Raw genomic sequence first — 26,722 nt, forward strand, 5'->3', positions numbered from 1 at the left:
ATTCCCTTTCGGTGGTGGATGACGAGCTGATCACGGATGTGATCGGGTCTGCAGGGTGCAGTCGGGGCACAGGCCCCAGAAGATGACCTCGGCCTCGTCGACGTCGAACCCGAGATCGTCCGACGCGGTCAGGCAGGGCGCCTCACCCACGGCGCAGTCCACGTCGGCGACCACACCGCAGGATCGGCACACGATGTGGTGGTGGTTGTCGTTGACGCGGGACTCGTAGCGGGCCAGGTGGCCGGCGGGCTGGATGCGCCGCACCAGACCGGTCGCGGTCAACGCGTTGAGCGCGTCGTAGACGGTCTGGCGGGAGATGTCGGGCTGTTCGTCCCGCGCGGCGTTGATGATGACCTCGGTGTCGGCGTGCGGATGGTGCTCGACGGCGTGCATCACCGCCATCCGGGGGCGGGTCACCCGCAGCCCCACTGACTTGAGCGCGTCCGCGTACTGAGGATCGTCGGCCATCGGTTCGATCTTGGTCCCTTTTCTGGATGGGATCAAGTTTTTCCGAAAATCAGTTGGCCACAATCCGTCACAGCGTCACGTCACGTGATCAAGGCTGCCGGAGGCCGACCGGTCGTGGCTCCGGCGCGGTCCCGGCGGGCGTGCCGCCGGCCGGCGCGCAGACCCGCGCACCGACGAGCATCGCCACGAACGCCGCGAGCGCGACCCACCCCCATCCGGAGAGCCCGAACTTCGCGGTGAGCACGAGCGCCACCCCGGCCGCACAGACCAGTGCTCCGGTGACACCGGCGCGCGCGCCGACGGCCCGCACGGGCGCATCCCACCACGGCAACCGGCGGTGCTCCAGCGGGGAGAGCAGCACGAAGAACACACTCATCACGACCGCGAACACGACGGCGCGCAGGGCCAGCAGCGTCCAGAAGTTCGGGGCGTGCACGTCGTAGGCGTCCGCGCCGACGGCGTTCAGGCCGAACGTCGCGACCGCGATCGCCGGGATGTGCCAGAGGTACAGCGTCATCGCCCCGGCGTTGCCCGCGGCCACCACCCGCCATACCCGCGGTCGCTGCGCCCAGCGCTGCAGTCCCCGGGCGCCGAGCACGAACGCGCACGACATCCACGTGCAGTGCAGCGCGAGCAGCAGCGTCGGCGGCGACACGTTGGAGACGTGCTCCGCGCCGGTCACCACCAGGGAGACGTCATAGGGTCCGACTGCGGCGAGCAGCACCTGCGCGGCGAAGGCGCACACCCCGATCGACGCGGCGACGCGGAGGTCGAGGAGTCGGCGGGCGTAGGCCACGCCGAAGAGCACCGGGATCAACCAGACCACCAGGAAGTTGGAGACGCCCGCCAGCGGATCACCGCTCGCGAAGCGGGCTGCGTCGGTGAGAGCGGCCGCGACCAGCAGGCCGGCGAGCGTGATCCCCACGGCACGGCCGGTTCTCAGCCGCGTCAGCGCCGGCACGAAGGCGAGCGCCAGGAGGTAGACGCCGAGGAACCACAGCAGCGCCACGCTCTCGCGCCCCACCCGGTCAGCCGACTCCGCCCCGAGCAGCACGCGGATCACGATGAGGCCCGCCGTCCAGGCGGCGAGGTAGACGAACACCGGTCGGCACAACCGTTGTGCCCGGGTGAACAGCCAGGCCCCCCACGGCGTCGCCGCGCGATACCCGTAGGCGCCTGCCGCGCCGCCGGCCAGGAAGAACAACGGCATCACCTGCGCGAGCCAGGTGACGGGCGCGATGGCGGGCAGCGCGCCGATCAGATTGCCGATGTGCACGCCGCGCTCGTCCACGGTCGCGAGCAGGAGCGCGCAGTGCCCGAACATCACGACGACGAGGGCGGCGATTCGCGCGACGTCGACAGCCCGGTCGCGATCGGGGGTCGTGGTGGTCATGGCGCCAGCATGCCCGCTCGACGGGCCTCGGCGAATGAGTAGTACTACGCCGGTGCGCTCAGGGCAGTGCGCCCAGGAAGACGCTCAGTGGCCCGTTCGACGCTTCGGTCGGGGTCGGTGTCGTCGCGGTCGGCGTCGTCCCGGCGGCCACGGGCACGGGGGCGACGACCGCCTGCACCGGACCGGCGGCCAGCTGCGAGCCCGTGAGGTGGGGCTCGCCGATCATGGTCGAGAGGGTCTGCGGTTCGCCGGCGGTGATGCCGGCCGCGGCGGCGGTGGCGGCCGGGACCTCTTGGACGTCCTGCACGGTGGCGACCTGCGGCACGGCCGCGCTCGACGGGGTGTCGCCCGAGTCGGTGGCGCTCGGCAGGCTGGCGGTCGGCAGGCTGGCGGTCGGCACGGCGGTGTCGACGCTGGCCATCGCCGAGGCTTCGGGCGTCTCCTCAGGGCTGACCGTCGCCACCTCGACGGCTGTCGGCGGGGCCGCCTCGACGGGCTGGGCAACGGGGGCGGCCATGGGAGCCGCCGGGGCCGGAGCCGCGACCGGTGGGACCGCGGCGGGGGCGGGTGCGGGTGCCGGCGCGGCGGCGTCGGTCACCGGCGTCGTCGCGGAGAAGCCACCGGTCAGCGCGTAGATGCCGACACCGGCGACCACGGCCACGCCGGCCGCGGCGGCGGCGCCCATGGCGACGGGCACCCGCGAGACGAGGCGGACGAGCATGTTGCGGTGGTCGTCACCGTGCATATCGGCGCGCGCGGCGCCGTAGGCGAGGACGAGGTGCGGCGCGATGTGCCGCGCGGTGCGATTGCGACCCTCGCGGGCGGCGTCCTGCGACACCGTCTCGACGGTCTCGAAACCGAACAGCCGCAGCTTGGTCCGTAGCCGGATCCCGTGCGCACGGGCGTCCTCACTCCACGTCATCCGGACGCCGTCGATGTCGCGCTCGCTTTGCAGGGCGAACGACTGGATGCTGCGAGCCGCCGCCCTGGCTATCTCGTTCGCCGAGTCGAGGGTGACCACCTCGTCGGCGAGGATGGTGCCGTCCTTGGTGTCGACGAGCGCCCACACAGCACTCTTGGCCGTCAACGAGAGACCCATAACCACGCGCATAGCTACCCCTAGACGACGGCCGGTGTTGGCCCTTTATCGGCGCGTCTGTGACGGATGTTACTCAGTCCGCAAGGCGGTTTCCCGGATCGTGGCGAAATTGCAATTAACCGTCGCGGCGAATCCGGCGGGATAGCTGATGCGGAAGTCAGCTCGGCAGCGACTCCAGCGCGTCGTTGAACGTCTTGCTCGGCCGCATCACCGCGGTGGTCTTCTCCCGGTCCGGGTAGTAGTAGCCACCGATGTCGACGGCATCGCCCTGCGCCCTGTTGAGTTCCTCGACGATGGTCTGTTCCTGCTCGGCCAGCGTCGTGGCCAGCGGAGCGAAATGATCGGCGAGCTCCTGATCCTCGCTCTGGTTGGCCAGCTCCTGGGCCCAGTACAGGGTCAGGTAGAACTGGCTGCCCCGGTTGTCGAGCTCCCCCGTCTTGCGCGACGGGCTCTTGTCGTTCTCGAGCAGCTTGCCGATGGCGGCGTCGAGCGTCTTGCCCAGGATCGAGGCCTTCTTGTTGCCGGCCTTGTCACCCATGTCCTCGAAGCTGGCGCCGAGCGCGAGGTACTCGCCCAGCGAGTCCCACCGCAGGTGGTTCTCCTCGACCAACTGGTGCACGTGCTTGGGCGCCGAGCCGCCGGCCCCTGTCTCGTACAGCCCGCCGCCTGCCATCAGCGGCACGATCGACAGCATCTTGGCGCTGGTGCCCAGCTCGAGGATCGGGAACAGATCGGTGAGGTAGTCGCGCAGGATGTTGCCGGTCACCGCGATGGTGTCCTGCCCGCGGACCACGCGCTCGAGCGTGTACCGCATGGCCCACACCTGCGGCATGATCTGGATGTGGAGGCCCTCGGTGTCGTGGTCCTTCAGGTATTCCTTGACCTTCTTGCGCAATTCGGCCTCGTGAGGGCGCTCGGTGTCCAGCCAGAACACCGCCGTCATGCCGGACGCGCGCGCCCGGGTGACGGCCAGCTTGACCCAGTCCCGGATCGGGGCGTCCTTGACCACCGGCATCCGCCAGATGTCGCCCTCTTCGACGTTCTGGCTGAGCAGCACCTCGTCGGTGTCCACGTCGACGATGTTGGCGACGCCGTCCTCGGGGATCTCGAAGGTCTTGTCGTGGCTGCCGTACTCCTCGGCCTTCTGCGCCATGAGCCCGACGTTGGGGACGGTGCCCATGGTCGTGGGGTCGAACTGGCCGTTGGTCTTACACCAGTTGATCATCTCCTGGTACATCCGGGAGAACGTCGACTCCGGGTTGACGGCCTTGGTGTCCTTGGTCCGGCCGTCCGCGCCGTACATCTTGCCGCCGAGGCGGATCATCGCCGGCATCGAGGCGTCGACGATCACGTCACTGGGCGAGTGGAAGTTGGTGATGCCGCGGGCGGAGTCGACCATGGCCAGTTCGGGCCGGTGCTCGTGGCAGGCGTGCAGGTCGTTGATGATCTCTTCGCGCTGCGAGGCCGGCAGTGAGGAGATCTTGTCGTAGAGATCGGACATGCCGTTGTTGACGTTGACGCCGAGCTCGTCGAAGAGCGCCTGGTGCTTGGCGAAGGCGTCCTTGTAGAACACCTTGACCGCATGCCCGAACACGATCGGGTGCGAGACCTTCATCATGGTCGCCTTGACGTGCAGGGAGAACATCACCCCGGTCTCGAAGGCGTCCTGCATCTGCTCCTCGTAGAACTCGCAGAGCGCCTTCTTGCTCATGAACATGCTGTCGATGATGTCGCCCTCGTCGAGCTTGACCTCGGGCTTGAGCACGATGGTCTTGCCGCTCGTGGTCTCCAGCACCATCTTCACGGTGCGCGCCTTGTCCAGCGTCATCGACTTCTCGCCGTGATAGAAATCGCCGTGCTTCATCGTCGCGACGTGGGTGCGCGACGCCATCGACCACTTGCCCATGCTGTGCGGGTGCTTGCGCGCGTACTCCTTGACCGCCTTGGGGGCACGGCGGTCTGAATTACCCTCGCGCAGAACGGGATTGACCGCACTCCCGAGGATCTTGGAGTACCGCTCCTTGATCTTCTTCTCCTCGTCGGTCTTCGGCTCACCGGGGTAGTCGGGCAGGTCGTAGCCCTTGCTCTTGAGCTCTTTGATCGCAGCGAGCAGCTGAGGCACCGAGGCGCTGATGTTGGGCAGCTTGATGATGTTGGTCTCGGGGAACTGGGTCAGCTCCCCCAGCTCGGTGAGGCTGTCCGGCACCCGCTGCTCTTCGGTGAGGCGGTCGGAGAACTCGGCGAGGATGCGGGCGGCCACCGAGATGTCGCGGGACTTGACGTCGATGTCGGCGGCGTGGGCGAAGGCGCGGACCACCGGAAGGAAGGCGTACGTCGCGAGCAGTGGCGCCTCGTCGGTCAGCGTGTAGAAGAGGGTGGGCTGCTCGGCGCTCATGTGGTGGTCTCCCGGCGTCAGTTTCGGTCAGTACTGGGGCACGTCTTGTGGGGGTGTCGACGGCACCGGAGGTGCCTGTCTCGGCGCCTTCTCGATGGCATCGCCACCCTCTGGCGCAGCCTACCGAACGGGCCCGCCCGCGGGACGGGTCACTTCCGCGCAAGGCCTCCCGTTCGGTGGTTGACGTGCCCGATCCGCGGGCATGGAATGGCAGTCATGCAGAAGGTGTCGATCGAAGCCCTGGCCCGCCAACAACTCGAGCGCGCCCTCGCCGGTGGGCGCAACGCGGCCGACACGGTGGTGGGTGGGCACGAGCGCATCCTCCGGCAGACCGTCGTCGGCATGACGGCGGGTTCGGAGATGAGCGAACACGAGAACCCGGGCGAGGCGACCATCTACGTGCTCAAGGGGTCGGTGCGGCTGATCGCCGGCGATCAGCAGTGGGACGGCCGCACCGGCGACCTGCTCATGATCCCCGACAGCCGCCACTCGCTGCTCGCGCTGGACGACTCCGCGATCCTGCTGACGGTCGCCAAGCGGCCCTGAGTCAGGTGGCCGTTGCGGAGTCCTCCGTGCGGGCGTGCCGCCGGTGCACGAAAACCCCCAGGGCGACGATCACGACGGCCGACACCACCGACAGGCCGATCGCCTGCTGCTGGTCGGGGTCGAAGGCCATCAACACCAGGATGGCGACGATCGCGACGATCACCACGATGGTCAGGTGGGGGAACAGCCACATCTTCACCGGCGGACGCTCCCCCTCGGCGCGCATCCGGCGGCCCAGGACGAACTGACTGGCCGCGATCGCCAGGTAGACGAACAGGGCGACGGCGCCGCTGGTGGCCAGGAGATACCCGAAGATCTTCTCCGGCAGCAGGTAGTTGCCGATCACCGCGAGGAACCCGACCGCGGTCGAGGCCACCACCGCCACCCACGGGGCGCCGTTCCGGGCGATCTTCCTGACGGCCCGCGGCGCGTCGTGACGCTCGCTGAGCGAGAACAACATTCGCGACGCCGTGTACAGCGCCGAGTTCAGGCAGGAGGCCACCGCGGTCAGGATGACGATGTCCATGATGATCTTGGAGCCGGGGATGCCGATCGCCTGCAGCGTCGACTGGTAGGACCCGCTGGACAGGGAGTCGTAGGGCATCAGGGCCACGATCACGAAGATCGAGCCGATGTAGAACAGCGAGATGCGCCAGATGACGGTCCGCACCGCCTTGCTGATCCCGTGCTGCGGATCGGGTGACTCCGCGGCCGCGATGGTCACGATCTCGGTCCCCATGAACGAGAACATCGTGATCAGCATGCCGGCGATGACGGCGCCGAAACCGTTGGGCATGAAGCCGTCCGGCTGCCAGAGGTGGTCGATCCCGCTGACCTGCGAGTCGGGGATGACGCCGGCGATCGCGGCCACACCGACGCCGATGAACGCGATGATCGCGACGACCTTGATCAGCGCGAACCAGAACTCGAACTCACCGTAGTTGCCGACACTGGCGAGGTTGGTGATGGTGAGCAGCAACGTGACGGCCAGCGCCCAGATCCATTGCGCGCCACCGATGAGGTCGGTCAGGATGTTCGCCGCGGCCGTGGCCTCGACGGGGATGACCAGCACCCAGAACCACCAGTACAGCCATCCGATGGAGAAGCCGGCCCAGCCGCCCAGCGCGCGGTCGGCGTACACCGAGAAGGAGCCGGTGTCCGGGTTGGCCGTGGCCATCTCCCCCAGCATGCGCATCACCAGCACCACCAGGGTGCCGGCCAGCATGTAGGAGATGAGCACGGCCGGACCGGCTTCGGCGATCGCGTTGGCCGAGCCGACGAACAGCCCGGCGCCGATGATCCCCGCGATCGAGATCATGGTGATGTGACGGGATTTGAGGCTGGTCCCCAGCTTGCGTCCGTCGGCTCCGGTCTGCGTAGAGCCTGTTGCGACTTCGCTCACCACATACGCCTTTCGTTCGGCAGATGCGTGCCCCCTTGCACGGAAACAGACCCAGAGCTTGCCCACGGCGGCGAAAATCCAAACGCGCCGTGGCCGAACATTGCCCGCGCGCACGCCACGCGGCGTTAAGGTGCTGATCGTGCCCGCGAACCTGTTAGCCAACGGCCGTGGCCGCTGGCTGGCGGTCGCGGCCTCGCTGGTGATCTCGGCCGGCATGTTCTACGCGCAGGACACCGAGCGGCCGGCCCCGGCCCTCCCGGCGCCGGTCCCCTCGGCCGCTGCGCCGTCGAGCGCGGCGGCCGCACCGCCGCCCGCAGCGGAGTTGCTGGCCGCGAGTGCGCCGGTCGATTCGCGGGTGTTCGATCTCTCCCTGCCCCGCGGGGTCGCCCCGGAGCAGGGTTTGCAGGTCAAGACCATCTGGGCGGCGCGCGCGATCAGCATGATGTTCCCGGAGATCACGACCATCGGCGGCTACCGGCAGGATCCGCTCAAGTGGCATCCCAATGGGCTGGCCATCGACGTGATGATCCCGAACTACCACTCCAAGGACGGCATCGAGCTCGGCAATCAGATCGCCGGGTACGCGCTGGCGAACGCGAAGCGCTGGGGGGTGCTGCACGTGATCTGGCGGCAGGCCATCTACCCGGGGATCGGCGCGCCGAGCTGGACGGCCGACTACGGCAACGAGACCGCCAATCACTTCGATCACGTGCACATCGCCACCGACGGTGGCGGCTACCCGACCGGACACGAGTCCTACTTCATCGGGTCGATGCAGCGTTAGACCGCGATGCTCGGCGCTCCGCACCGCAGGAAGCTCGCGGAGGCCGGGTCGTCGCCGCACACCGCGAACAGATCGACCAGCGTGGTGCCCTCGTCGGGCTGCGGCTGAATGGACGGCGGGGCCGGCGGCCAGAGCGGGAAGATGCTCGCGCCTTCCACTCCGGTCAGCTTCGCGACGATCTGCGCGGCGAGGTTGGTGGCCACGTAGGCGAGATCGCCGACGAACTGCACCGGGATGATGGCGATCTTGGCGACCAGGCTGATCAGCGGGATGCCCTGGTCGACGAGGCCCTGCAGGCCCGCGGTGAGTTGCGTGGTGGCGCCGAACACGAAGTAGGGCACCGACGTGACGATGGTCCGCAGGCCGAGTCTGAGCTCGGTGCCGGTGTCGGGGTAGCCGTACTTGGCGATGATGTCGAGCAGTCCGGCCCTCAGCGCTCCGTCGTCGTTGATCGGGTAGACGTTGCTGTCGGACTGATCGGTCAGGGACTCGCCGTCGGAGTCCGCCGAGGGTTGGCCACCGAACAGGGTCACCACCGTCGGGGTGATGTCGACGATCGAGTAGGTCAGGTTGATCGCTCCCGGGTCGAAGCCGCCCCCGTTGGCGATCACGAATGTGGATGTCTCGGGCGGGGATTGGAAGCCGTGGCCGATGCCTTTCTGCGGCTGGTGGCCGTGGTCGGTGACGACGAGGATCGTCCACTGCTCCCCGCTGGCGGCCACCGCGGCCAGGATCTCGCCGACGTTGCGGTCGACGTTCTGGATGGCGGCCGCGTACTCGGGTGAATCACCGCCGTGCATGTGCCCGTTCTCGTCGACTCCGACGAAGTAGCTGAAGATGAAGTTGGGCACGGTGAGGTCGGCGCCCGCGATCGCGGCCTCCGTGGCGTCGCCGACCCGGTCGTCGGTCTTCGACCAGTCGGTGTCGCCGGTGACCTGGGTGAAGTAGACGTTGTTGTCGACCGGAGTCGAACCGGCGCCCGCGATGCCGGCGATGACGTCCCAGTCGGAGATCGCGGTGGTCTCGATCGCGCTGTTCAATCCTTCGAGCTGGTTGAACACCGTCGGCCACTTGTCGTAGGTCCACGGCGTGAAGACGTTGTTGATCACGCCGGTCTTCTCGCCCCACGCCCCGGTGAGGATGGACGTCCAGGACGGGTTGGAGATCGTGGTGTGCCCGACGATCGTCGACGCGGCCGTCGTCCCGCCCTGCATGAGGCTGAACAGGTTGGTGTTGAGGGGGTTGGCCAGGATCTTGCTCAGGTTGGTGCCGTCCACGCCGATCACCAGGATGTTGGGTGTGTCGTCGGCGGCGAGCGCGCTCACCTGCGGTTGCGGTGCCACGGAGGCGCGCCGCAGGGCCTGCCGCTCCTCTCGGGACGCGGCCGCCGCGGTCAGCAGGGTGGTGGCCGCGAGCGGGGCGGCGGGATCGGAGTCGGACGGCGACTCGGCCTGCGATTCGGACAGCGACGACGCCGGGACGGTCGCCACGCTGACGGCGGTGACGCTGCGCTCGGGCTGGTCGGTGTCGGTGTCGGTGTCGGTGTCGGCGGCGCGGGCCTCGCGTGCGGCCTGGCGCTGTGCCCGTCGGTCCGCTGCGGCGTCGCGAACTTCCTGGCGTCGCTGCTCGGCGCGGGCTCGCCGCTCGGAACGCGCTGACGCCGCCGATGCGGCCGTGGTGCCGGTGTCCGCTGACGCGGACGCGGACGCGGACGCCGACGTGGTGTCGCCGGCGCTCGAGGCGGTGGCGGAGTCGTCGGCATACGCCACACCGGGCGCTGCGGTGGCCACCGCCCAGCCGACTCCGAGCGTGACGGCCAGTGCCCCGACCCGTCCGATGTACCTGGCGTGACTCATGAGACTCCCCTTTGCCCGACCGCCGCCCATGTGGGTCGTAAGTTACGCCGCCGTCAGCGAACGACGGCGGTGTTTGGCTCAGATCTGCGCCGTGTCGGTCTACAGTCGGCCGATGCCGGGTGACCGAGCGGGATACCGCACCGAGAACCTGGTCCTCGGGGCTGCTCTCACCACAGCGGCGTTCTTCTGTGTCGCCCTGGTCGGTGCGCTGGCCAAGGTCGCGGGGCACCACACCTCGACCGGTGTGCTGCTGCTCGCCCAGAACGCGATCTGTCTGGTGGCCGTCGCGCCGGTGGCCCTGCGTCACGGGTGGGGCCCGATGCGGACGCAGCGGTTCGGGCTGCATCTGCTGCGCGCTGCGACGGGCACCGCCTGCTGGTATGCGCTGTTCTTCGCGATCACGCTGATCCCGCTGGCCAATGCGACGCTGCTGACCTACAGCGCGCCGCTGTGGATGCCACTCATCGCGTGGGCGGTGACCCGGCAGCGGGTCGCCGCGGCCACCTGGATCGGCGCCGGCGTCGGCTTCGCCGGAGTGGTGCTGGTGCTGCGACCGCAGGGGCACGGGGTGAGCATCGGCGAACTGTCGGCTTTCGCCGGGGCGGTGCTGCTGGCCGTGGCGATGATGTCGGTGCGGTGGCTGGGGGCCACCGAGCCGACGTTGCGCATCCTGTTCTACTACTTCCTGCTCTCCACGGTGATGTCGGTTCCGGTCGCGGCGCTGGATTTCCGGGCGGTCGAGCCGCAGGCATGGCCGTGGCTGTTCGCCGTCGGTGTCGCGCAGCTGCTCTCGCAGCTGCTCATCGTGATCGCCTATCGCTTCGCGCCGGCGGAGAAGCTAGGTCCGTTCATCTACTCGGTCATCGTGTTCACCGCACTGATCGACTGGCTGTTCTGGGACCACCGTCCCACTCTGTCGACGTATCTGGGGATGGCACTGGTCATCGGCGGCGGACTGCTCGCCGTGCGCGCCACATCAGCTGCGGTGCAGACTGTTCCAACTGCACCGGAGCCAGATCACGCCTAGCGTGAGCCCTGGTGACCGCCGCCGCCACCACGCGGACGCGGTGGCCGCACGATGACGAAGGTGAGCCCCCAGCCGTCGTTGTTGCACCACCAGCACTGGTTGGGGTTGAACGACGGCACCGAACCGGGACCCTGCCCGGTGTTCGCGCCCCGGACGTCGCCCTGCGAGCAGACGGTGGTGCCGGCGGTGCTGGTGCAGTCTGCTGATGCCATGGGCGTGGCGGTGAGTCCGGTGGCGATGACGACCGGAGCGACGACCAAAGATATGAGCCGCATCGCGGCCTCCTGCGCACGGTCGCGAGCTCCATATCGCGGAACCGTACGAGTCGATGGTAGACCTGCCGGTCAGGGTCCGAACAGGCCTTTCACAGAGTGTGAGCCACCGGCAGCGGCACGGTTGCTCGCGCATCTGGCCTCCGCCGTCGACGTCGCCCCCTAGAGTCAAGGGTCGACACGAGGGGGCGGCTCATGAGTGAGTGGTTGGTGACCCACGTGCCGGCGTGGCTGCTGCTGATCCTTCTCGTCGCGTGCACCGCGGGCGTCGCCATCCTCGTGCAGACGTTCGTGCGGCGCCGCTTTCCCGGCCTGCGCGGTGAAGAACACAACGACGTCACCAAGTTCGCGTTCGGTGTGGTCGGTTTCGTGTTCGCATTCTTCATCGGGTTCGTCGTGTCGGCCATGTGGGGGCAGATCAGTCACGCCGACACCGTCGTCCGCACCGAAGGGGCGGCCGGGGCCCAACTGGCCCGCGACTCCCACATCTTCGACGCGCCGGACCGGGATCGGATCCGCCAGCACCTGCTGGAATACGAGCAGGCCGCGATCAGGGAGTGGGATGAGGCCAACGAAGGCCGGATGTACCCCGAGGCGGATCAGGCGCTGAACCGGCTCTACGGCGCCTACGAGAGTGTCCGGCCGAGCACCGACGCGCAGAAGACGTTGCTGTCAACGTCTTTCAGCAACTTGAATGATCTGAGCAAGGCGCGCACCGAGCGGGTGCTCCAGGCCCGCACCGACACCGGTCCGCCGTGGTCGCTGTGGGCGGTCATCTTCGTGACCAGTGGGTTGCTGCTGGGCTGCGCGATCATCTACGGCGTCGAGAAGCCGGCCAATCACTACGCGATGGTCGCGATCATCGGCACCCTCGTCGGCGCGCAACTCTTCCTGGTCGTCGAGCTCTCGCATCCCTATGTGGGCGCGGTCTCGACGGTGTCCGATCCGCTGCAGCAGGTCATCAGCATCCTCGAGGCCAACCGGACGTAGGGGACGCGTCCAGGTCCCGCCGACCGCCATCGCGAATCATGGGCCAAAAGGAACCCTGACTGCGATACTCAGAGCGCTCCGTACCTCGGCGAAGGGTTCGACCATGAAGAAGCTGGCAGCAGTGCTGGTGATGGCCTCCGGGATGGCCCTGGCGCCGATGGTGACAATGCCCGTGGCCCAGGCCGACGTCTGCGCCGCGGCAGGCGGACGCCATTTCTCGGTGGGTGGCTGCACCAACGTGGCCGGTGACGCCGCGGCCGTGGCCATCGCGTCGCAGGATTATCCGTACGTTCCCAACGAGATTCCCTGCTACACGGTGCAGGGCACGCCGTACTACACGCCCCCCGGCGACCCCTGCTGAAGCCGTTTCCCGGGTGTCGGGGACGCCCTCACCTGGCTCGCCTGCTGGGCGGCCGGCCGTTCCATCGGATGTGGGCGTGGGTGAAGGCGGAGGTCTCGGTATAGCCGAGTCGGTGGGCGGTCGCCTCGACCGTCATGCCGGAATCGAGTAGTTCCGCGGCTAACGTCGCGCGGACCTCGTCGAGCAGAGGGCGATACGTCGTGCCGTCCGCGGCGAGCTTTCTGCGCAGGGTCCTCTGAGCCATGCCCAGTTCGTCGGCGATCTCGGACATGGACGGAATTACGCCGGGGCCGTGCAGCGTTCGCGTCCGCACCACTGCGGGAAGCCCTCGTCGTGTGCGTTTGGTCGGGCCGACCTGAAAGGACGCCCAGGACCACCACATCACCGTCCCCGCCCGAGAGCAGCGGCGTTGATGACGGTCGGTCCGCGCGGGCTGCACACCGGCAATGCGGCCGCCGTCCGCGGGGTGATCACCCAGTGGGGCAACGACAGTGCGGCTAATGGCAATTCGGGTGCCAGAAGCGCGGTGCGCCGGTCTGACAACTCAAGAGCCGAGATCAAACGGCTCCTGTCTCACGTAGTCGCCCGTCGTTGCTGTTGTCACCTGTGTCCGGTAGTTCGGCTGGGCAACTTGTGCAGACGTTGCGGTCGCAGAGTCTGCAGAGGCGGCGCATGGCATCGACGTCATTGATGGTGGCGCCCAGCACGGGCTCCACGAGTCCGGCCACGATGTGCACATCATGTTCTGGCATGGCAGTCAGAACGTCGGCGACAGCTTGCTCCCGTGCTGCGGCCAATTGGCGTTCGACTGTTATGCCCACCGGTGTGGGCGCCAGAAGCACTGTGCGACCGGGGCCGTGCTCACGCTGGACCCAGCCTTTCTCGACGAGGCGATCCACGAGTCGCACGGTCCCGGGGTGGGTGAGGTCCAGCACTCGCCGCAGTTCGTTGATGCTCATTCCCGGGTCGGCGACGATGGCGACCAAGGCTGCGGGGCCGCTTCCGGCCATGCCGGTGGCGTGCTCGACTGCGGTACGCACGACGTCGGAGAGCGCGATCGCCCACGCTGCGAGCACGTTGCGATCACGGCTACCCTGATTGATATGCATGAGTCATATTACATCGAAGGATTGCGCTGTCCCGTGTCGTCGTCGGGGGTGTCGTGACGCAGGACGCGGGTCCGGACCACGCTTGGTTGAGCCCGACGCTCGTGGGTCGCTCGCCGCGTCGTGACACCGGCGCCGCAGAGACGCCCATGACGGGTAGCGCTCGGTGACGCTTCTGCTTTCGCTGGGTTCGTCACTGATGTGGGGAGTGGCCGACTACTTCGGGGGCAAGACCTCGCGCGGCCGCTCCACGGTGGTGGTGGTCTTGATCTCGCAGATGGCGGGGCTACTCGTGGCGGTCTTTGTCGCGATCGTGTCGAGTTCCTTTGTCGCGCCGGCCGGATACGTACCGTGGGCCATCGGGGCGGGCCTGGCCGGTGCCTCGGCGGTTCTGCTGTTCTATCAGGCGTTGGCGATCGGAACGATGGGGATAGTGGCTCCCATCGCTGCGCTCGGCGTCATCATCCCCGTCGTCATTGGGGTGTTCAGTGGCGCCGTGCCTTCGGCACTATGTCTGGTCGGAATCGTGGTCGCGATCGGTGGCGTGGTCATCACGGCGCGACCCGCAGGTATTGCGGCCCGCACAGAGCGGCATGCCCTGTCGATCCTGTTGGCGATCGGCGTCGCAGCGGGATTCGGGTTACTGCAGTACGCGATTTCCGGCGGGGCGGCGCACTCGACGGTGATGACGATGGTCATCATGCGGTGCACGTCCGTTCCGCTGCTAGCCCTGGGAACCCTTATGACACTGCGCTCACGACGCCGAAATCCCGAACCCGCACAGCGCTTCCCACCGAAGGTGATCGCCCTGCTGACCGCCATCGGCATCTCCGACGTCAGTGCCAACCTCTTGTTCGCCCAGGCGAGTGTCTCGGACGCTCTTTCCGTGGTGGCCGTACTGGGATCTCTCTATCCGTCTGCGACAGTGCTCTTGGCGCGTGTCATCGACCACGAAAGAATGTCGCGATCACAGAATGCTGGTGTCCTGGGCGCCATCACCGGAGTCGCCATGATCGCCGCCGGGTCGTAAAACCCGCTCGCCGTTGCGTCCCTCCGAGACGAGAGTGCGAGCACCCAAAGGCCCCAAACGGAAAAAACCGCGGACCTGAAGTAGGTCCGCGGCTATTCCGATGTCTTGCGACATCACAGCGTCGGGCTGACAGGATTTGAACCTGCGACCACTTGACCCCCAGGCTAAATGGCGGTATGCGTGGGTGTCCGCCAGAGTCCGTTCATGTCTCTGTGGCACAACGGATTAAGTCGCACGCGGACGGTGGCGAACAGATGCGGGAAATCGCGGTCAAATCGACGCAATGGCGGTACGAAAGGCGGTACTAGGCGGCGTAAGCAATGTCGGGTACTCGCCATCAGGCGACGACATATCACCGCGCCGCGACATATGCCCGATTCGGATATTTGCGCTGGCAGCAGCATATGTACGACTTCTGTTGCAGCCCTTGGTAACTTGACTGCTACGGGGTTAGCTTTGGTGCATGACAACCACCGCGAACACCCCACCGGCCAACCCTGAATCCGCCGCACTCGACCTCCTGGTTCGGATCGCCGAAGCACTTCCCGGCGGCGCCCCTGCAATGCGGGCCGCGCTGCAACAGTTCGCCGGCGCCCTCGAACTCGACAGCGCGCTCGCCAGCCTGACCACCGTGGCGGACGCGCGCCTCGCCGCCGCGGCGATCGCCGAAGCAGCCTGCACGGCCGACGATCCCGTCGGCGCACTTCGGATACGTGCCGCCGCGATGCGTGCGGGCTGCCGGTTGTCGGAGTTCAATTCCGACAACCCCCACGGCCTGGCGCAGGCGCTCGATGGCGCCGCGACCGTGCTGGACGTGATGTGAGCGGGCCGGCGACGCGCCCGCTTCCGCCGGCGTGGGCCGGCCTGATCGGCGCGTACCTCGCGGCGCAGGCCGGCGCCGGCCGGTCGCCGGCCACGATCGCGACCCGGCGCGGGCATCTGGCGTTCATGGCGCGCGGGCTGCGGTGCGCGCCGGCGCGGGTTACGACGGCCGGCATCCTCGCGTGGTTCGGCCGGCAGGCCTGGAGTGTCGAGACGCGTCGCAGCCACCGCAACACCGCCGTCTCGTTCTTCGGATGGGCGCACCGCGCCGGCTACCTGCCGACGGACCCAGCTGCGGATCTTCCGGTGATGCGTGCGGCAGCGCCGGCGCCCCGGCCGGCGCCGGACGCGGCCTGGTCCGCTGCGATGGCCGGCGCAGATTCGCGGGTGCGGCTGATGCTGCGTCTCGCGGCCGAGGCCGGCTTACGCCGCGCGGAGATAGCGCGCGTGCATCGCCGCGACCTCACACGCGGGCCGGCCGGCGCCGAGCTCCTGGTCCATGGCAAGGGCGGGAAGCTGCGCGTCGTGCCGGTCGGCGACGACCTGGCCGCGGCGATCGCCGGCGCGAATACCCTCAGTCGAGCGGAGGGTATTGGTGTCACAAGGGGTGTCCACTCAACGGACACCCTTCCGGGCTACCTGTTCCCCGGCACCGACGACGGGCACCTGTCGCCGCGGTGGGTCGGCAAGCTGATGGCCGGCGCGCTGCCCGATCACTGGACCGCCCACACCCTGCGGCACCGGTTCGCCACCAGGGCTTACCGCGGATCGCGGAACCTGCGCGCGGTTCAAACGCTGCTCGGGCACTCATCGGTCGCGACAACCGAGCGGTACACCGCGGTCGACGACGACGAGATACGGGCCGCGGCAATGGCTGCGCTCGGTTAGATGTCGAGGTAAGAGACCGCCAATGGAATTGCCGGACCGACTACGAATATGACCGTGCCGCCGTCCGCAAGTTCCAGTATCAGGTTTTCCGAACGCCCCTCCGAGACTAGTTCGCCGACCTCTTTCAGCGCGTCCCGATTGTCCGGCGTATCGCCGATGTCATAGGTGCTTGTCCCGTACTCGACCTTGATTCGCACGATCAGCTTCCCTCTCTGCCTTCAACGGCTTGCCGAGCCGCCCGGTGGCGCTGCATCGCTGGCCCCGTCTCGATCCTCACCCGCAGCATCCGCATGTACCCGCGCATCCACAGCTTCGCGAGGACCAGTGAGTGGCCGGCGTAGGGGTTACGGTCGCCGGGTTCTGCGAGCGACCCGCAGTAGAGCGCGAAGGTGTATTCCGCGCGTTTCGTCACCGGGCAATCATGCGGGCATGCGGGCCCGCCGCGGCGGTCCCACGCCGACGACGAGGTCCGCGCGGAAATGGTGTCGGCGCTGGACTGTGGTTGATCGCCCTCATCGTGGGCCAGGTGGCAACGGCGGCCAGTCGGGGTCCCGCTCTCCGACTACCCATTCGCCGCTCTCGTCGAGGGTGATTAGTCGCCAGCCGCGCGTTCCGAATTCCGCGCGTTGACGACGCGCTTCGGCCAGCTTCGGCCGGAGAACGCCGCGGCCGTCGGGACCGAATCGCCCAAGCATCGAGTCGTGTTGCAGGTACAGGCCGAATTCCATTGACTTGCAGAAATATTCGTCGATTGCGATACGGTTTGTGTTCTCAATCTGTTGCCAAAACCACCCGAAGAACTCCCGCACTTGAGTCGAGTAGGTCGCGATGGGGGTCATGACGTCGACGTTGTCACCGCTGTGCGACGTGATGTACTTGCGCCCTTTGGACCGCCAGCCGTCCCACTTGAGGAGCTCGGCGCGGTCGACGGTGATGGTGTTCCACAGGGCTGTCGGGCCGCCACGGCCGGTACTGGAGAAGTTCGTGGTCATAGACGTGACCGGTATGGCGTAGTGCAGAGAGTAGTTCCGCAGGTCAACCAGGAATGTGGTCGGCTCGTCGCTCAGTAGCTCGTCGACTTTCGGTGTCCAGACATCCACCTCCCACTTGGTGCGCTTGTCGTCGGTGCCCGGTGCGTGACGCTCAGGCCATACTCGGCGGTGGATGCCGCGCATGACGTCGCGGAGTGTCGCCAGTGCCGCCAGGTAGTTGTGCAGCAGGCGGGCAGCTTCGCTCCCGAAGTCCTCGGGCAACTCACTCACGAACATCTGCGTCCCGACGAATTGAGTGAAGTGCTTCTCTAGTTCAACGCTGTTGCCAGCGAAGACGCTAGACGCGCGGTTCAGCTGTTCGAACCAGTCCCGGTACATCTTGCCCGGCAGTGCGTCCAGGTGAGCGTTCCGGCTGTCCATCATCTCCCCGAATGGCGACTTATGGGTGGTCGCGTCGGTGTCGTCGTCAGCGTCTTCCTGGTGGTCAGGGGTGTCCACATCGCCGAAGGTACGCCACGACGGGATTGCACTCAGGAGAGGATGATGGCTTCCCGCTGGCTCGTTCGGCGCCCATACGGGCGCGCCGGCCGTACGCAGCCGACACCCCACAGCGCCAGCGAGGCTGCGATGAGCGCCGACGAGCCGGGGGCTTTGCGGTCCCAGCCGAACGCTTGCCCGCCCAGCATCGGCCGCTGCTTCGCCGCGAGCACGCCGCGCGATAGTTCGACCTGACCGCGATGTTTCAGTTCGTCGTCGGCGACGGCGTCGACGAACTGGCCGGCGGCGATCGCGACGTCGCGGTGCCCGACCCGCGTCGGGCGCACCCGCGCGCCGGTCCAGTCGAGCTCAGCCAGGGCGCCGCGCTCGTCGATGACGACGGCGCGCACCCGCGGCCCGATATGCCCCGCGATCCAACCGGGCAGCCACGTCACTCCTGGCGCCGTCATGTACCACTCGACGTGTAGCCGGCCATCTTTGCGCCGGCCCGCGACGCACACTGTTGCCGCGTCGCGCGACGGCCCCGCGTCGACGCCGATCGCAAGATCGGCCGCGGGCACTGAGCTCGGGTCGGTCAGCGCCTCCCACACGGAAGCGTCGAAAACCTGATCGCCGGCGGCGCGCGGAACCCACATCGACAGTCGTTCGGCCCGGAACGTGTCCGGTGGCAGGACGGCCCGGTCGTCGATGATGGCCTGTAGCGGGACGCGGCCGGTCGCCACGGCCGGGTTCGTGCGTATCCACACGTCGTGGTCGTCGATGTCGTCGCCCCACTCGGCGCACCATTCCCACCAGGCGAGCCGCGAGTTCAGTCCGTCGCGTGCCGACTTGCGCATCGTGGTGAACGCTTCGGAGTCGTGCGTCGGTCCCGGCGCGGTCCCGAAGAACAACGACTGTGCCCGCGGCCGGGAGTAGACGGTGGGTTGCAGCGCGCCGACCTCGGCGGCCGGCAGATCCTCGGCTTCGTCGACGATGAGCCGGTCGATGGTCAGTCCGCGGCCGGCCGACGCCGAGCGTGTCGTGAACGCGATTCGCGCCCCGGTGTCGAGCTCGACGTACTCGGCGCCGATCATCTGCGAGTGCCGGCGTACCCGGCCCGCGAGGTCGGCGTCGGACTGGATCACCGACCACAGCCGGCGGAACGCGTCGCTCGACGTCTTCACCGCGTGTGCGGTGTGCAAGATCTGCTCGCCGAGCTCGAATAGCCCGAAGAGCTCCAGCGCCAACAGGATCTGGCCCTTGCCGGACTGGCGGGCCACCACGACGCCGGCCTGCGACGCTGACCACGTTCCGTCTGACTCCCGCAGGATGCCGCGCACGATGTCGGCCTGCCAGCCGTCGAGCGGAACCCCGTACGCGGCGGCGAGCTCGACGCAATCCCTACCCGTCAGGTCGCTGCCGTCGGGCACCCGCGAGAACGTCGGCGCCGTCGCTGGCCTCGTCCTGGTCCTCATCGTGCCGCGCGGCGGCGCCGGCGGGCCGCTATCTCGTCGAGCTTCGACCCAGCAGCCGGCGGTGCCGTCTGCCCGAGCGCAGCGACCACGATCCGATACTCCCGCGAGGCCGACACCACATCGCGCGGCGACGTTTCCGGGCTGTCGATGATGCCCGCCAAACGGTCCCGCAGGGCTTCCAGACGGCCCCGATCAGTCGTCGGTTTCGGCTTCCTCTTTGCTGTGGTCACTTGGGGCTCCAGATGTATCCCTATGCCAGGGGGGGTCGCTTGGATCGTGCTCGAAGGAGACTCCCCCCTGGTCTTTGTTCGGGCTGGTCGGGGGTTGTCATCCGAGTGCGCCGCTGTTGCGGCCGACGGTGCCGTCGGGTTGGTTGCTGCGGCGTTCGTTGCAGTGCTTGTGTGCTGGGCGCAGCTGGCCGTGGCCGTGGTCGTCGCCGCCGTGGCTGGTGGGGGTGGCGTGGTCGACGACGAACGAGTCGGGTTCGGGCCAGGGCACGGCGAGGTCGATGGGTCGGCCGCAGAAGCAGCACGGTTCGCCGGCGCGGACGCGGAGCGCGATGCGGCGACGTGCTCGGTCGCGGATGGCCTTGGACGCGAACGGCATCGGGTCAGTCCTCGTCGACCTGTTCGTCGTCGCCCCATGTCCGGCTGGTGACGAATGTGACGCCGGGTTGTGGGTTGTGGACGCCGTTGCATCGGGTGCAGTGGTCGCCGTCGGGTGCGCATTTCGGGTTGGGGGTCATGTCCTGGTCCTCATCGTCGTGGTGGACCTCGCGGCGGCGCGGTCGCGGATCGGGAACTCCGTTCGCGCCGGCCGCGAGGCTGTCGGTAGTGGCGCTCTCTACGCCACTGGATTGGGTCAGCCGATGCGGTTGTCGGCGAGCTCGAACTCCTGCTCGTAGTCGTCGGCCGCGCCTTCGTGTCGTTCGACGCGTGCACGGAACTCGTCGAGAGTGGCGAGCTCGAGCGGCAGGCCGTGGCGGGCGAGGTTCCAGGCGTCGAGACGGCGGGCCGTCTGCCGTACGGCTGTCAGGCCGGCCGCGTCGGCGTCGGCGAATATCAGTGCCTTGTGCCCGCTGTAGTCGATCCTGGCGGCGTCGGCGAACCCGGTGAACCCTTGGACGGCAGCGGCCCACATGGTGGTGGCTCGTTGGGCGTCGCTCCACTGCTGGACGGCGGCGGGCCCGCGCGTGATGACGCTCCGGACGTCGTCGAGGTTGTCGACCCCGAGCTCGGTCGCGGCGATCGTCAGCGCCGCGGAGTGCTCGCTGAGCGCGTCTGCCCACTCGTCGAGCACGACGTCGGCGAACTCGACGAGGGTGGCCCGCTGCTGTTGCATACTGCGCCGGCGGGCCGCGTCCGCGATGCCGTGCCCTTGATTGGCGAGCATCCGCTCAATAACGAGTCGCTGGACGGCCTTGTCGGTGTGGAAGGCGCGGCCGGCTTCGATGGCGTCAAGGACCGCCTCGTTGAGGTCGCCAGCACCGCGGAGCATCGTTTCGGCGGTGTGGGTGAGGTTGTCGGCGTGGTCCAGCTGCTCGACGAGTGCTGGCGGCAGCGGTACGCCGAGCGTTTCGGCGCCTTTCCTGACCTGCGATGCGTAGAGGCGCGGGGTGGGTTGCATGATGTCGGTCCTTTCAGTACATCGGGTCGTGCGTGGGATCAGCGATGGTTCGGGCGAAGTCCGCGAGGCGTTGTCGGTCGGTGGGCGGGCCAGGTTTTCCGGGGTTGCCACCTTCGCGCGCGACGTGGTTACCGCGGCTGGTCTTGGGTCGCGACGGTGCGGAGAGCCGGTCGACGACTTCTGCGAACCAGTCGCGTTCCCGTTCGGCCATGACGGCGCGGAGGAACTGCCGCGCCGGATCTTCGGGGGCGGCAGCGCGTTTGTGTAGCTGCTCTCGCTGGTCGTCGCTCAGGCTGTCGACGAGTTCTTCTAGCTCGCCGTCGGTCATGGAGGCGATGATTCGTTCCCGTTCTTGGCGGTTCACTGGCGTCCTCCGATGTGCTCACGCAATGCGATTTCGTCGACAAACCAACGGCCGCCGATCTGTTGGCCCCCAAGCTGTGGGGCCAGCCGGCGAGCCTGCCTTGGCGAGACGTCCAGGCGCTCGGCGACCTCGGGGATCGGCACGGTCGGTTTCTCCACGGCGACAGCGTCCCTTACTGGCGTTGAGTGGACGTCCGAGTGGCCGTCGGCGGCCATGGCTGCGGCGAGTTCGCAGGCCAGCGCCTCGTACGGCTCGGTTGAGAACGGCAGGCCGGACCTCTTGCGCTGCCTGAGCGCGATGAGCGCGCAGTCGAGCGCGAACCGCAGCGCGGGCCCGGTGAGGATGACGGCGGCGCTGGCGCGGATCACCCCGGATTGCGCGCTCATCGGCCAGCCTCGCGTTCCGGCGCGACGGTGTTCCACGGTCGCCCAGACGATTTGATGATCAGGCCGGCGACGACGCCTCGCGGGCGCTGCGCGAGCGGCAGGCCGTCCAGGTATGCGCGGCACAGGCTGAGCGCGGGGCAGGCGCGGCACACGCTCAGGGCTCGGCGTCGGGCGTGGCCGAGCTCGTCGCTTGTCGGCGGCCGGCCGGCGCGGTGGCGATACTCGCCGATCGTTGCCTCGAACAGCTGCGCCTTGCCCTTACAGCGGGCGCCCGGCAGGTCCGGTATCCCACGGAGTAGCCCCGTCACGTCTTCCCAGTTCACAGTTCAGTCCTCGGTGTCGTCGACTTGATGGATCGGTTCGGTGATGTCGCGCACCGCGGACGGTGCGGCGGTGGTGCCATGCGTGCAGCGCACGGCCGGGTCGATGGGTGTGCGGTCCCCGCCGAGCAGCCACCCACAGGGATCGCAGCCGCGGCAAGCACGGATTGCTGCTATCCGCGCCTCACGCGCGGACTGGTCGACGGCGCTGCGGCGGCTCACGCCGACTCCTCGCGTGCCAGATTCGGGTGCCGGCAGTTCGCCACCGCGTTACCGCAGTCGACCTGTCCGAACTCGTCGCAGTCTGGGCACTGCTCGATTGCGTCGCGGCGGGCTTGTTTAGCGTCACAGGACCGGCTGCGCCGCCGCGCCTCCCACGCATCGTGTGCTCGCCGGTGATCGCCGCAGCGGGGGCAGTTCTCCTGAGTGCCGGCGGGGTGGCGCGGGCAGAAAGGTGCCGGTTCAGCGTCGGACGTCGACGGCGCGCCCCCTGATGAAGTCCCTGTAGAAGTACCTGTAGGGGGTCGTTCGTGCTGGTCAAAGGCTACTTTGTGCGACGCTGGCGTCAGGGGTTTCGGACGCTGGCGTCGGGGGTTTCGGACGCTGGCGTCAGGGGTTTCTCCAAAACCCGTACCGCTGGCGTCAGGGGTTTCGGTAGTTGTCCACAGGTCGCGATTGACTGAAACCCCGGACGCTGGCGTCGGGGGTTTACGAAGGTTGAACCATCGTTTAGCGGTTACGCCGCGACCGCCGCCCGACCGATCTGACTCCACCAGATAGCCGCGTTCTTCCAGCCCCCGAAGTGCTTCCACTAACCGCCGGCGGGACAGGCCGCCAGGAAGCGCAGCCGCGAGCGCGTCGAGTTCGACGAACCACCCTGAGCCGTCGGCGCGGGTGTAAGTCACGCCGATCACGACCGCCAGACGAAAGTGCTTATCTGGCAGTGTCGTATCCGAATGCAGCGCCTTGAGCCATCCGAACTTGTCGAACGACCCCGATCCGCCCGTCATCAAGCATCCCGCGCGTACGTCTCTGCGTCGCGGGCTGCGGTGGCGGCGTCGAGCAGTTGGCCGGCTAGTTCGTTCGCGAACTCAGGACTCACGGAGAACGGATCGGTGCCGGATCCGATGGCGACGAGCACCAGGCCGGGCCGCGCCGCATTGGCGGCAATATGGATCGCGGGCTGATCAGGCGGCTTGTTCACGCGGCGCCGCCGTTGAGCAGGCCGGCAACGAACTTGTCGATGTCAGCTTGCGGAATCAATGTCCGCGCACCAATTTTCACGCGACGTAGAGTGCCGTCGTCGATCAGTCCGTACACGGTGCTGCGGCCAACGCTGAGTTGTCCGCAGGCGTCGGGGATGGTGCACAACTTGCGCTGGGCTGGCGTCGGATTTTCGCGCACAGCGTTTTCCCTTCTGAACGGGAACAGCCGAGCAACAGGTAGACCATCTGGGTCTTGTCTGTGCTCGGCTGCCGGTTCAGCAAGTCCCAGTTTGGGACTCAGCGGGTGAACCCCGGTTCGGGGTGTGCGCCGTTGGTCTTGGCCCCTACGATCTCGCCGGTCCGGGGTTCCCGGTGGGTTGTGCGCCGGTCGAATCTGCCTGTGTAGCAGCGTGTCGCCTGTGAGCCGTGATTAGCGTCGGTGTTCGATTGTGGTTCCCGACTGTACACGCCTGCCGCTGCATGGCGTTTAACGGCGACCGCTGCGCGTGTCTGCCCCTATCCTTCTTTGTGCGACCACTTGACTCGTAGGGGGCGGTTTATGGCGACACGGCGGGCCGATGGTGAAGGCTCATACCGGCAGCGACCGAACGGGCTCTGGGAAGCATCCACCCGGTACACCGCGCCGGATGGGGAGCGGAAACGGCTCAGCGTGTACGGCAAAAATCGCGCTGAGGCGCGCGGGAAACTCAACGAGGCCCGCAAGCGGATCGCCGAGGGTGCTCCCCCGCGCGACGACAAGCAGACGATCGGGTCGTGGCTGGAGACCTGGCGGACGACAGCGTTGCCGGCGTCGTCCCGCAAGGCGACCACCCAAGAGCTCTACGCCGGCCTGTGCCGGAAGCATCTAGAAGGCGACGCCGCTCTCGCGGCCCTGCGGCTCGATCAGATCCGCCCGACGCACGTCGAAGCGCTCGTCTTGCGCCTGCGCGGCAAGAGCCTGTCCGACAGCACAGTGCGACAGGTGTACACGGTGCTGCGGGCCGCACTCGACGTAGCGGTCCGCGATGGCCTGCTCGCTGCCAATCCCACCGCCAAAGTGAAACGTCCGGCCGTCGCGCCGAAAGAAGCGCGCTATCTGTCCACGGACGATGTGCGGCTGCTCCTAAGTCATCTGGACGGGCTGCGCTACCGGCGGGCTGTGCTGGTGATGGCGGCGACGGGAATGCGCCGCGGTGAAGTCGCCGGACTCCGCTGGTCCGATGTGGACCTGAGCAAGTGTGAGTTAACCGTGGCGGGCATCGTCGTGCGCGTCGCCGGTGCTTTGACGTGGACCGCGCCGAAAACCGATCGGTCGCGCCGGCGTATCCCCCTGACCGCCGGCGTCGTGGCCGAGCTGAAGGCGCACCGCAAGGCGCAGGTGGCCGAGCGACTGCACGCCGGCGACCAGTGGACCGAAACGGGCGCCGTGTTCGCCACTGAGCAAGGCGGGTGGGTTGACCCGCGCAACCTGCTGCGCACTGTGGAGTTGGCGGCGAAGAAGGCCAAGATTGAGAACGTCGGCGCGCACACGCTGCGTCACTCGGCAGCCGTCGGCTGGCTGGAATCAGGTGTTCACATAAAGGCCGCGGCCGACCTACTCGGCCACGCGTCGATCAGCATCACCGGCGATTTGTACGGGCACACGAGCGACGACGCCGCGCGGGCCGCGGTAAGAGGGCTCGGCGATGCACTCGGATTATGAAGGCGGTATAGAAAGGCCGTACAGACGCAAAAGAGGCGACTTCCGATGATCGGAAACCGCCTCTTACCTGCGTCGGGCTGACAGGATTTGAACCTGCGACCACTTGACCCCCAGTCAAGTGCGCTACCAAGCTGCGCCACAGCCCGCGGTGCCTCCCGGGATCGCCGGTAGGCGGTCGAAAGCCTACCTCAGCCCCCGCCCCGGATCCCAACCGCCCGGCCCTGTCACCGCCGACGCCTACCGTGGAGGAATGAGTGACGACACTCCGCTGTGGCTGTTCGCCGATCAGCTCGGTCCCGCCGTCTACGGCGGCGAGCACGCCCACCGCGAGGTGCTGCTCGTCGAGGCCACCTCGGCGCTGACCAAACGCCGGTATCACCGGCAGAAGCTGCACCTGGTCCTGTCCGCGCTGCGGCACGCCGAACGTGATCTGGGTGACCGCGCGACGTTGATCAAGGCGGACACCTACACCGACGCGCTGACGCAGTTCGAGCGCCCGGTGCTCGTCCATCAACCGACCTCGCACGCCGCCGAACGGTTCGTCAACCGGCTCAACGAGCGGGGGCTGGTCGAGGACGTTCTGCCGACACCGACGTTTGCGTTGCCGCGCAAGGACTTCCAGGAGTGGGCCGGCAAGCGCACCCGGTTCCGCATGGAGGACTTCTACCGCGATCAGCGGCGCCGCTTCGATGTGCTGATGAACGGCGCCGATCCCGTCGGCAACCGGTGGAACTACGACGAGGAGAACCGCGAGTCCCCGCCCAAGAAGCAGGACCACCTCGAGGTGCCCGCCCCGTACAAGCCGCGCGAGGACGACATCGACGAGCAGGTCCGTCACGACCTGGACCAGATGCAGCTCGACACCGTCGGCGCCGACGGACCGCGCCTGTTCGCCGTCACCCCCGCCGAAGCCAAGCGGGCGCTGAGCCGCTTCATCGAGCATCGGCTTCCGCTGTTCGGACGCTACGAGGACGCCATGATGGGCGGCGACTGGGCGATGTCGCACTCGCTGCTGTCGGTGCCCCTCAATCTCGGTGTGCTGCATCCCCTCGACGCCGTGGAGGCCGCCGAACGGGCCTACCGCGACGACAAGGCTCCGCTGGCCGCGGTCGAGGGCTTCATCCGACAGATCCTCGGTTGGCGTGAGTACATGTGGCACCTGTACTGGCACTTCGGCCCCGACTACACCGCGAAGAACGAGTTGAAGGCCCGCACCCCGCTGCCGCAGTGGTGGGCCGATCTGGACGCCGACACCGTCACCGCCCAGTGCCTGCACCACGCCCTCAAAGGGGTCCGCGACCGCGGCTGGACCCACCACATCCAGCGGCTGATGATCTTGGGCAGCCACGCTTTACAGCGCGGCTACCGGCCCGACGAATTGACCGAGTGGTTCGCCACCACCTACGTCGACGGCTTCCGGTGGGTGATGCCGACCAACGTCGTCGGCATGAGCCAGCACGCCGACGGCGGTCTGCTGGCCACCAAGCCCTACACCTCGGGCGGCGCATACATCAACAAGATGAGCGACCACTGCGGCACGTGCGCGTACGACCCGAAGAAACGCCTCGGTGACGACGCCTGCCCGTTCACCGCCGGCTACTGGGCCTTCACGCACCGCCACCAGGATCTGCTCGCCAAGAACATGCGCACCCGGCGGGCGGTGTCGTCGATGGAACGCCTCGGCGACCTCGACGCCGTGCTCGAACAGGAGTCAGCGCGCGACCGGTTCTGATGGC

The 26,722-nt window shown here is 67.9% G+C and carries 33 protein-coding genes and 1 tRNA gene; 10 read left to right on the forward strand and 24 right to left on the reverse strand.

The features are described from left to right. Positions 1-30 precede the first annotated feature (30 nt). The 4 genes from MCHLDSM_RS06090 to MCHLDSM_RS06105 form a co-directional block, all read right to left on the reverse strand. Entirely contained in the window at positions 31-468 is a 438-nt protein-coding gene (locus tag MCHLDSM_RS06090; protein WP_048421572.1) for a Fur family transcriptional regulator, read from the reverse strand. 88 nt (positions 469-556) lie between these two features. Continuing rightward, positions 557-1,861 carry an acyltransferase family protein gene (locus tag MCHLDSM_RS06095; protein WP_048469335.1) on the reverse strand — a complete coding sequence of 435 codons (1,305 nt, stop codon included), beginning with the start codon at positions 1,859-1,861 and terminating at the stop codon, positions 557-559. Between the two features lie 58 nt (positions 1,862-1,919). Beyond that, positions 1,920-2,960, reverse strand: coding sequence for a DUF7159 family protein (locus MCHLDSM_RS06100; RefSeq protein ID WP_060937644.1), 1,041 nt, complete (start codon positions 2,958-2,960; stop codon positions 1,920-1,922). Between the two features lie 157 nt (positions 2,961-3,117). Beyond that, the gene (locus MCHLDSM_RS06105) at positions 3,118-5,355 is read right to left on the reverse strand and encodes an NADP-dependent isocitrate dehydrogenase (protein WP_048469337.1); all 2,238 of its coding nucleotides are present in this window, start codon (positions 5,353-5,355) and stop codon (positions 3,118-3,120) included. Between the two features lie 216 nt (positions 5,356-5,571). Here MCHLDSM_RS06105 and MCHLDSM_RS06110 point away from each other — a divergent pair, with 216 nt between their 5' ends. Then, positions 5,572-5,901: a cupin domain-containing protein gene (locus MCHLDSM_RS06110; protein ID WP_048421586.1), complete on the forward strand. Its 330-nt coding sequence runs from the start codon at positions 5,572-5,574 to the stop codon at positions 5,899-5,901. 1 nt (position 5,902) lies between these two features. Here the strand turns inward: MCHLDSM_RS06110 and MCHLDSM_RS06115 are convergent, their stop codons facing one another. Further along, complete coding sequence (locus MCHLDSM_RS06115) at positions 5,903-7,219, reverse strand: amino acid permease (RefSeq protein WP_109788757.1); 1,317 nt, start codon at positions 7,217-7,219, stop codon at positions 5,903-5,905. A 223-nt stretch (positions 7,220-7,442) separates the two neighbouring features. Here MCHLDSM_RS06115 and MCHLDSM_RS06120 point away from each other — a divergent pair, with 223 nt between their 5' ends. Continuing rightward, positions 7,443-8,087, forward strand: coding sequence for a VldE C-terminal domain-containing protein (locus MCHLDSM_RS06120; RefSeq protein ID WP_109788758.1), 645 nt, complete (start codon positions 7,443-7,445; stop codon positions 8,085-8,087). Here the strand turns inward: MCHLDSM_RS06120 and MCHLDSM_RS06125 are convergent. Continuing rightward, the gene (locus MCHLDSM_RS06125) at positions 8,084-9,943 is read right to left on the reverse strand and encodes an alkaline phosphatase family protein (RefSeq protein ID WP_048469339.1); all 1,860 of its coding nucleotides are present in this window, start codon (positions 9,941-9,943) and stop codon (positions 8,084-8,086) included. The genes MCHLDSM_RS06120 and MCHLDSM_RS06125 overlap by 4 nt on opposite strands. Positions 9,944-10,055: 112 nt before the next feature. Between MCHLDSM_RS06125 and MCHLDSM_RS06130 the strand changes: the two genes are divergently transcribed. Further along, a complete protein-coding gene (locus MCHLDSM_RS06130; RefSeq protein ID WP_048469389.1) occupies positions 10,056-10,970 on the forward strand; it encodes a DMT family transporter in 915 nt (304 codons plus the stop codon). Here the strand turns inward: MCHLDSM_RS06130 and MCHLDSM_RS06135 are convergent. Then, the gene (locus tag MCHLDSM_RS06135) at positions 10,967-11,245 is read right to left on the reverse strand and encodes a hypothetical protein (protein ID WP_048469340.1); all 279 of its coding nucleotides are present in this window, start codon (positions 11,243-11,245) and stop codon (positions 10,967-10,969) included. The genes MCHLDSM_RS06130 and MCHLDSM_RS06135 overlap by 4 nt on opposite strands. 192 nt (positions 11,246-11,437) lie before the next feature. Here MCHLDSM_RS06135 and MCHLDSM_RS06140 point away from each other — a divergent pair, with 192 nt between their 5' ends. Next, positions 11,438-12,232 (forward strand): bestrophin-like domain, encoded by a 795-nt coding sequence (locus MCHLDSM_RS06140; RefSeq protein WP_048469341.1) that lies wholly within the window; start codon positions 11,438-11,440, stop codon positions 12,230-12,232. Between the two features lie 103 nt (positions 12,233-12,335). Continuing rightward, a complete protein-coding gene (locus MCHLDSM_RS06145) occupies positions 12,336-12,593 on the forward strand; it encodes a hypothetical protein (protein WP_048469342.1) in 258 nt (85 codons plus the stop codon). A 28-nt stretch (positions 12,594-12,621) separates the two neighbouring features. Here the strand turns inward: MCHLDSM_RS06145 and MCHLDSM_RS06150 are convergent, their stop codons facing one another. Then, on the reverse strand, positions 12,622-12,864 hold the full coding sequence (locus MCHLDSM_RS06150) for a helix-turn-helix domain-containing protein (RefSeq protein ID WP_234713896.1): 243 nt from the start codon (positions 12,862-12,864) through the stop codon (positions 12,622-12,624). A 286-nt stretch (positions 12,865-13,150) separates the two neighbouring features. Beyond that, positions 13,151-13,702: a MarR family winged helix-turn-helix transcriptional regulator gene (locus tag MCHLDSM_RS34935; RefSeq protein ID WP_053082921.1), complete on the reverse strand. Its 552-nt coding sequence runs from the start codon at positions 13,700-13,702 to the stop codon at positions 13,151-13,153. Positions 13,703-13,865: 163 nt separating this feature from the next. Here MCHLDSM_RS34935 and MCHLDSM_RS06160 point away from each other — a divergent pair, with 163 nt between their 5' ends. The 3 genes from MCHLDSM_RS06160 (at position 13,866) to MCHLDSM_RS06170 (ending at position 16,439) form a co-directional block, all read left to right on the forward strand. Then, the gene (locus MCHLDSM_RS06160) at positions 13,866-14,729 is read left to right on the forward strand and encodes a DMT family transporter (RefSeq protein ID WP_053082922.1); all 864 of its coding nucleotides are present in this window, start codon (positions 13,866-13,868) and stop codon (positions 14,727-14,729) included. A 463-nt stretch (positions 14,730-15,192) separates the two neighbouring features. After that, positions 15,193-15,552: a hypothetical protein gene (locus MCHLDSM_RS06165; protein WP_048469344.1), complete on the forward strand. Its 360-nt coding sequence runs from the start codon at positions 15,193-15,195 to the stop codon at positions 15,550-15,552. Further along, positions 15,549-16,439 (forward strand): tyrosine-type recombinase/integrase, encoded by an 891-nt coding sequence (locus tag MCHLDSM_RS06170; RefSeq protein ID WP_201780360.1) that lies wholly within the window; start codon positions 15,549-15,551, stop codon positions 16,437-16,439. The genes MCHLDSM_RS06165 and MCHLDSM_RS06170 overlap by 4 nt, the downstream gene beginning before the upstream one ends. Here the strand turns inward: MCHLDSM_RS06170 and MCHLDSM_RS06175 are convergent. From MCHLDSM_RS06175 to MCHLDSM_RS38055, 14 genes are all read right to left on the reverse strand, one after another. Continuing rightward, entirely contained in the window at positions 16,436-16,636 is a 201-nt protein-coding gene (locus tag MCHLDSM_RS06175; protein ID WP_048469345.1) for a hypothetical protein, read from the reverse strand. The two genes, MCHLDSM_RS06170 and MCHLDSM_RS06175, sit on opposite strands and share 4 nt — an antisense overlap. Before the next feature lie 2 nt (positions 16,637-16,638). Next, positions 16,639-16,851: a ribosome modulation factor gene (locus MCHLDSM_RS06180; RefSeq protein ID WP_048469346.1), complete on the reverse strand. Its 213-nt coding sequence runs from the start codon at positions 16,849-16,851 to the stop codon at positions 16,639-16,641. Positions 16,852-16,951: 100 nt separating this feature from the next. Further along, complete coding sequence (locus tag MCHLDSM_RS06185; protein WP_048469347.1) at positions 16,952-17,929, reverse strand: hypothetical protein; 978 nt, start codon at positions 17,927-17,929, stop codon at positions 16,952-16,954. Between the two features lie 32 nt (positions 17,930-17,961). Then, the gene (locus MCHLDSM_RS06190) at positions 17,962-19,338 is read right to left on the reverse strand and encodes a terminase large subunit domain-containing protein (RefSeq protein ID WP_234713897.1); all 1,377 of its coding nucleotides are present in this window, start codon (positions 19,336-19,338) and stop codon (positions 17,962-17,964) included. A gap of 41 nt (positions 19,339-19,379) precedes the next feature. After that, positions 19,380-19,613 (reverse strand): hypothetical protein, encoded by a 234-nt coding sequence (locus MCHLDSM_RS39085; RefSeq protein WP_234713898.1) that lies wholly within the window; start codon positions 19,611-19,613, stop codon positions 19,380-19,382. A 97-nt stretch (positions 19,614-19,710) separates the two neighbouring features. After that, positions 19,711-19,989, reverse strand: a complete 279-nt coding sequence (locus MCHLDSM_RS06195; protein ID WP_048469349.1) for an HNH endonuclease — start codon at positions 19,987-19,989, stop codon at positions 19,711-19,713. Positions 19,990-19,993: 4 nt separating this feature from the next. Further along, positions 19,994-20,128 (reverse strand): hypothetical protein, encoded by a 135-nt coding sequence (locus MCHLDSM_RS40060; protein WP_268781296.1) that lies wholly within the window; start codon positions 20,126-20,128, stop codon positions 19,994-19,996. Positions 20,129-20,244: 116 nt separating this feature from the next. Continuing rightward, positions 20,245-21,009: a hypothetical protein gene (locus MCHLDSM_RS06200; protein ID WP_048469350.1), complete on the reverse strand. Its 765-nt coding sequence runs from the start codon at positions 21,007-21,009 to the stop codon at positions 20,245-20,247. 13 nt (positions 21,010-21,022) lie between these two features. After that, complete coding sequence (locus tag MCHLDSM_RS06205; protein ID WP_131722604.1) at positions 21,023-21,337, reverse strand: hypothetical protein; 315 nt, start codon at positions 21,335-21,337, stop codon at positions 21,023-21,025. A gap of 32 nt (positions 21,338-21,369) precedes the next feature. Further along, positions 21,370-21,759 (reverse strand): helix-turn-helix domain-containing protein, encoded by a 390-nt coding sequence (locus MCHLDSM_RS06210; protein WP_048469352.1) that lies wholly within the window; start codon positions 21,757-21,759, stop codon positions 21,370-21,372. After that, positions 21,756-22,082 carry a hypothetical protein gene (locus tag MCHLDSM_RS06215; RefSeq protein ID WP_048469353.1) on the reverse strand — a complete coding sequence of 109 codons (327 nt, stop codon included), beginning with the start codon at positions 22,080-22,082 and terminating at the stop codon, positions 21,756-21,758. The genes MCHLDSM_RS06210 and MCHLDSM_RS06215 overlap by 4 nt, the downstream gene beginning before the upstream one ends. Positions 22,083-22,085: 3 nt before the next feature. After that, on the reverse strand, positions 22,086-22,301 hold the full coding sequence (locus MCHLDSM_RS37685; protein ID WP_131722605.1) for a hypothetical protein: 216 nt from the start codon (positions 22,299-22,301) through the stop codon (positions 22,086-22,088). A gap of 787 nt (positions 22,302-23,088) precedes the next feature. After that, on the reverse strand, positions 23,089-23,283 hold the full coding sequence (locus MCHLDSM_RS06220; RefSeq protein WP_048469354.1) for a hypothetical protein: 195 nt from the start codon (positions 23,281-23,283) through the stop codon (positions 23,089-23,091). Continuing rightward, the gene (locus MCHLDSM_RS38055) at positions 23,280-23,483 is read right to left on the reverse strand and encodes a helix-turn-helix domain-containing protein (RefSeq protein ID WP_060937643.1); all 204 of its coding nucleotides are present in this window, start codon (positions 23,481-23,483) and stop codon (positions 23,280-23,282) included. The genes MCHLDSM_RS06220 and MCHLDSM_RS38055 overlap by 4 nt, the downstream gene beginning before the upstream one ends. 360 nt (positions 23,484-23,843) lie before the next feature. Between MCHLDSM_RS38055 and MCHLDSM_RS06225 the strand changes: the two genes are divergently transcribed. After that, a complete protein-coding gene (locus tag MCHLDSM_RS06225) occupies positions 23,844-24,986 on the forward strand; it encodes a tyrosine-type recombinase/integrase (protein WP_048469355.1) in 1,143 nt (380 codons plus the stop codon). Between the two features lie 72 nt (positions 24,987-25,058). Here the strand turns inward: MCHLDSM_RS06225 and MCHLDSM_RS06230 are convergent. Next, a tRNA-Pro gene (locus tag MCHLDSM_RS06230) sits at positions 25,059-25,132 on the reverse strand. 104 nt (positions 25,133-25,236) lie between these two features. Here MCHLDSM_RS06230 and MCHLDSM_RS06235 point away from each other — a divergent pair. After that, on the forward strand, positions 25,237-26,718 hold the full coding sequence (locus tag MCHLDSM_RS06235) for a cryptochrome/photolyase family protein (RefSeq protein ID WP_048469356.1): 1,482 nt from the start codon (positions 25,237-25,239) through the stop codon (positions 26,716-26,718). The last annotated feature ends 4 nt before the right edge of the window (positions 26,719-26,722 follow it).

The organism is Mycolicibacterium chlorophenolicum, assembly GCF_001044235.1.
In the GTDB taxonomy this organism is placed as follows: Bacteria; Actinomycetota; Actinomycetes; order Mycobacteriales; family Mycobacteriaceae; genus Mycobacterium; species Mycobacterium chlorophenolicum.

Bases quoted from the DNA above. Each gene is read 5' to 3' on its own strand.
- MCHLDSM_RS06225 (WP_048469355.1), top strand. From the start codon at position 23,844: ATGGCGACACGGCGGGCCGATGGTGAAGGCTCATACCGGCAGCGACCG.
- MCHLDSM_RS06150 (WP_234713896.1), bottom strand. From the start codon at position 12,864: ATGTCCGAGATCGCCGACGAACTGGGCATGGCTCAGAGGACCCTGCGC.
- MCHLDSM_RS06195 (WP_048469349.1), bottom strand. From the start codon at position 19,989: ATGCCGTTCGCGTCCAAGGCCATCCGCGACCGAGCACGTCGCCGCATC.
- MCHLDSM_RS06105 (WP_048469337.1), bottom strand. From the start codon at position 5,355: ATGAGCGCCGAGCAGCCCACCCTCTTCTACACGCTGACCGACGAGGCG.
- MCHLDSM_RS06090 (WP_048421572.1), bottom strand. From the start codon at position 468: ATGGCCGACGATCCTCAGTACGCGGACGCGCTCAAGTCAGTGGGGCTG.
- MCHLDSM_RS06135 (WP_048469340.1), bottom strand. From the start codon at position 11,245: ATGCGGCTCATATCTTTGGTCGTCGCTCCGGTCGTCATCGCCACCGGA.
- MCHLDSM_RS06165 (WP_048469344.1), top strand. From the start codon at position 15,193: ATGACAACCACCGCGAACACCCCACCGGCCAACCCTGAATCCGCCGCA.
- MCHLDSM_RS06115 (WP_109788757.1), bottom strand. From the start codon at position 7,219: ATGATCTCGATCGCGGGGATCATCGGCGCCGGGCTGTTCGTCGGCTCG.
- MCHLDSM_RS06100 (WP_060937644.1), bottom strand. From the start codon at position 2,960: ATGGGTCTCTCGTTGACGGCCAAGAGTGCTGTGTGGGCGCTCGTCGAC.
- MCHLDSM_RS06200 (WP_048469350.1), bottom strand. From the start codon at position 21,009: ATGCAACCCACCCCGCGCCTCTACGCATCGCAGGTCAGGAAAGGCGCC.
- MCHLDSM_RS06210 (WP_048469352.1), bottom strand. From the start codon at position 21,759: ATGAGCGCGCAATCCGGGGTGATCCGCGCCAGCGCCGCCGTCATCCTC.
- MCHLDSM_RS06130 (WP_048469389.1), top strand. From the start codon at position 10,056: ATGCCGGGTGACCGAGCGGGATACCGCACCGAGAACCTGGTCCTCGGG.
- MCHLDSM_RS06110 (WP_048421586.1), top strand. From the start codon at position 5,572: ATGCAGAAGGTGTCGATCGAAGCCCTGGCCCGCCAACAACTCGAGCGC.
- MCHLDSM_RS06095 (WP_048469335.1), bottom strand. From the start codon at position 1,861: ATGACCACCACGACCCCCGATCGCGACCGGGCTGTCGACGTCGCGCGA.
- MCHLDSM_RS06125 (WP_048469339.1), bottom strand. From the start codon at position 9,943: ATGAGTCACGCCAGGTACATCGGACGGGTCGGGGCACTGGCCGTCACG.
- MCHLDSM_RS06140 (WP_048469341.1), top strand. From the start codon at position 11,438: ATGAGTGAGTGGTTGGTGACCCACGTGCCGGCGTGGCTGCTGCTGATC.
- MCHLDSM_RS34935 (WP_053082921.1), bottom strand. From the start codon at position 13,702: ATGCATATCAATCAGGGTAGCCGTGATCGCAACGTGCTCGCAGCGTGG.
- MCHLDSM_RS40060 (WP_268781296.1), bottom strand. From the start codon at position 20,128: ATGACCCCCAACCCGAAATGCGCACCCGACGGCGACCACTGCACCCGA.
- MCHLDSM_RS06145 (WP_048469342.1), top strand. From the start codon at position 12,336: ATGAAGAAGCTGGCAGCAGTGCTGGTGATGGCCTCCGGGATGGCCCTG.
- MCHLDSM_RS06235 (WP_048469356.1), top strand. From the start codon at position 25,237: ATGAGTGACGACACTCCGCTGTGGCTGTTCGCCGATCAGCTCGGTCCC.
- MCHLDSM_RS06205 (WP_131722604.1), bottom strand. From the start codon at position 21,337: ATGACCGACGGCGAGCTAGAAGAACTCGTCGACAGCCTGAGCGACGAC.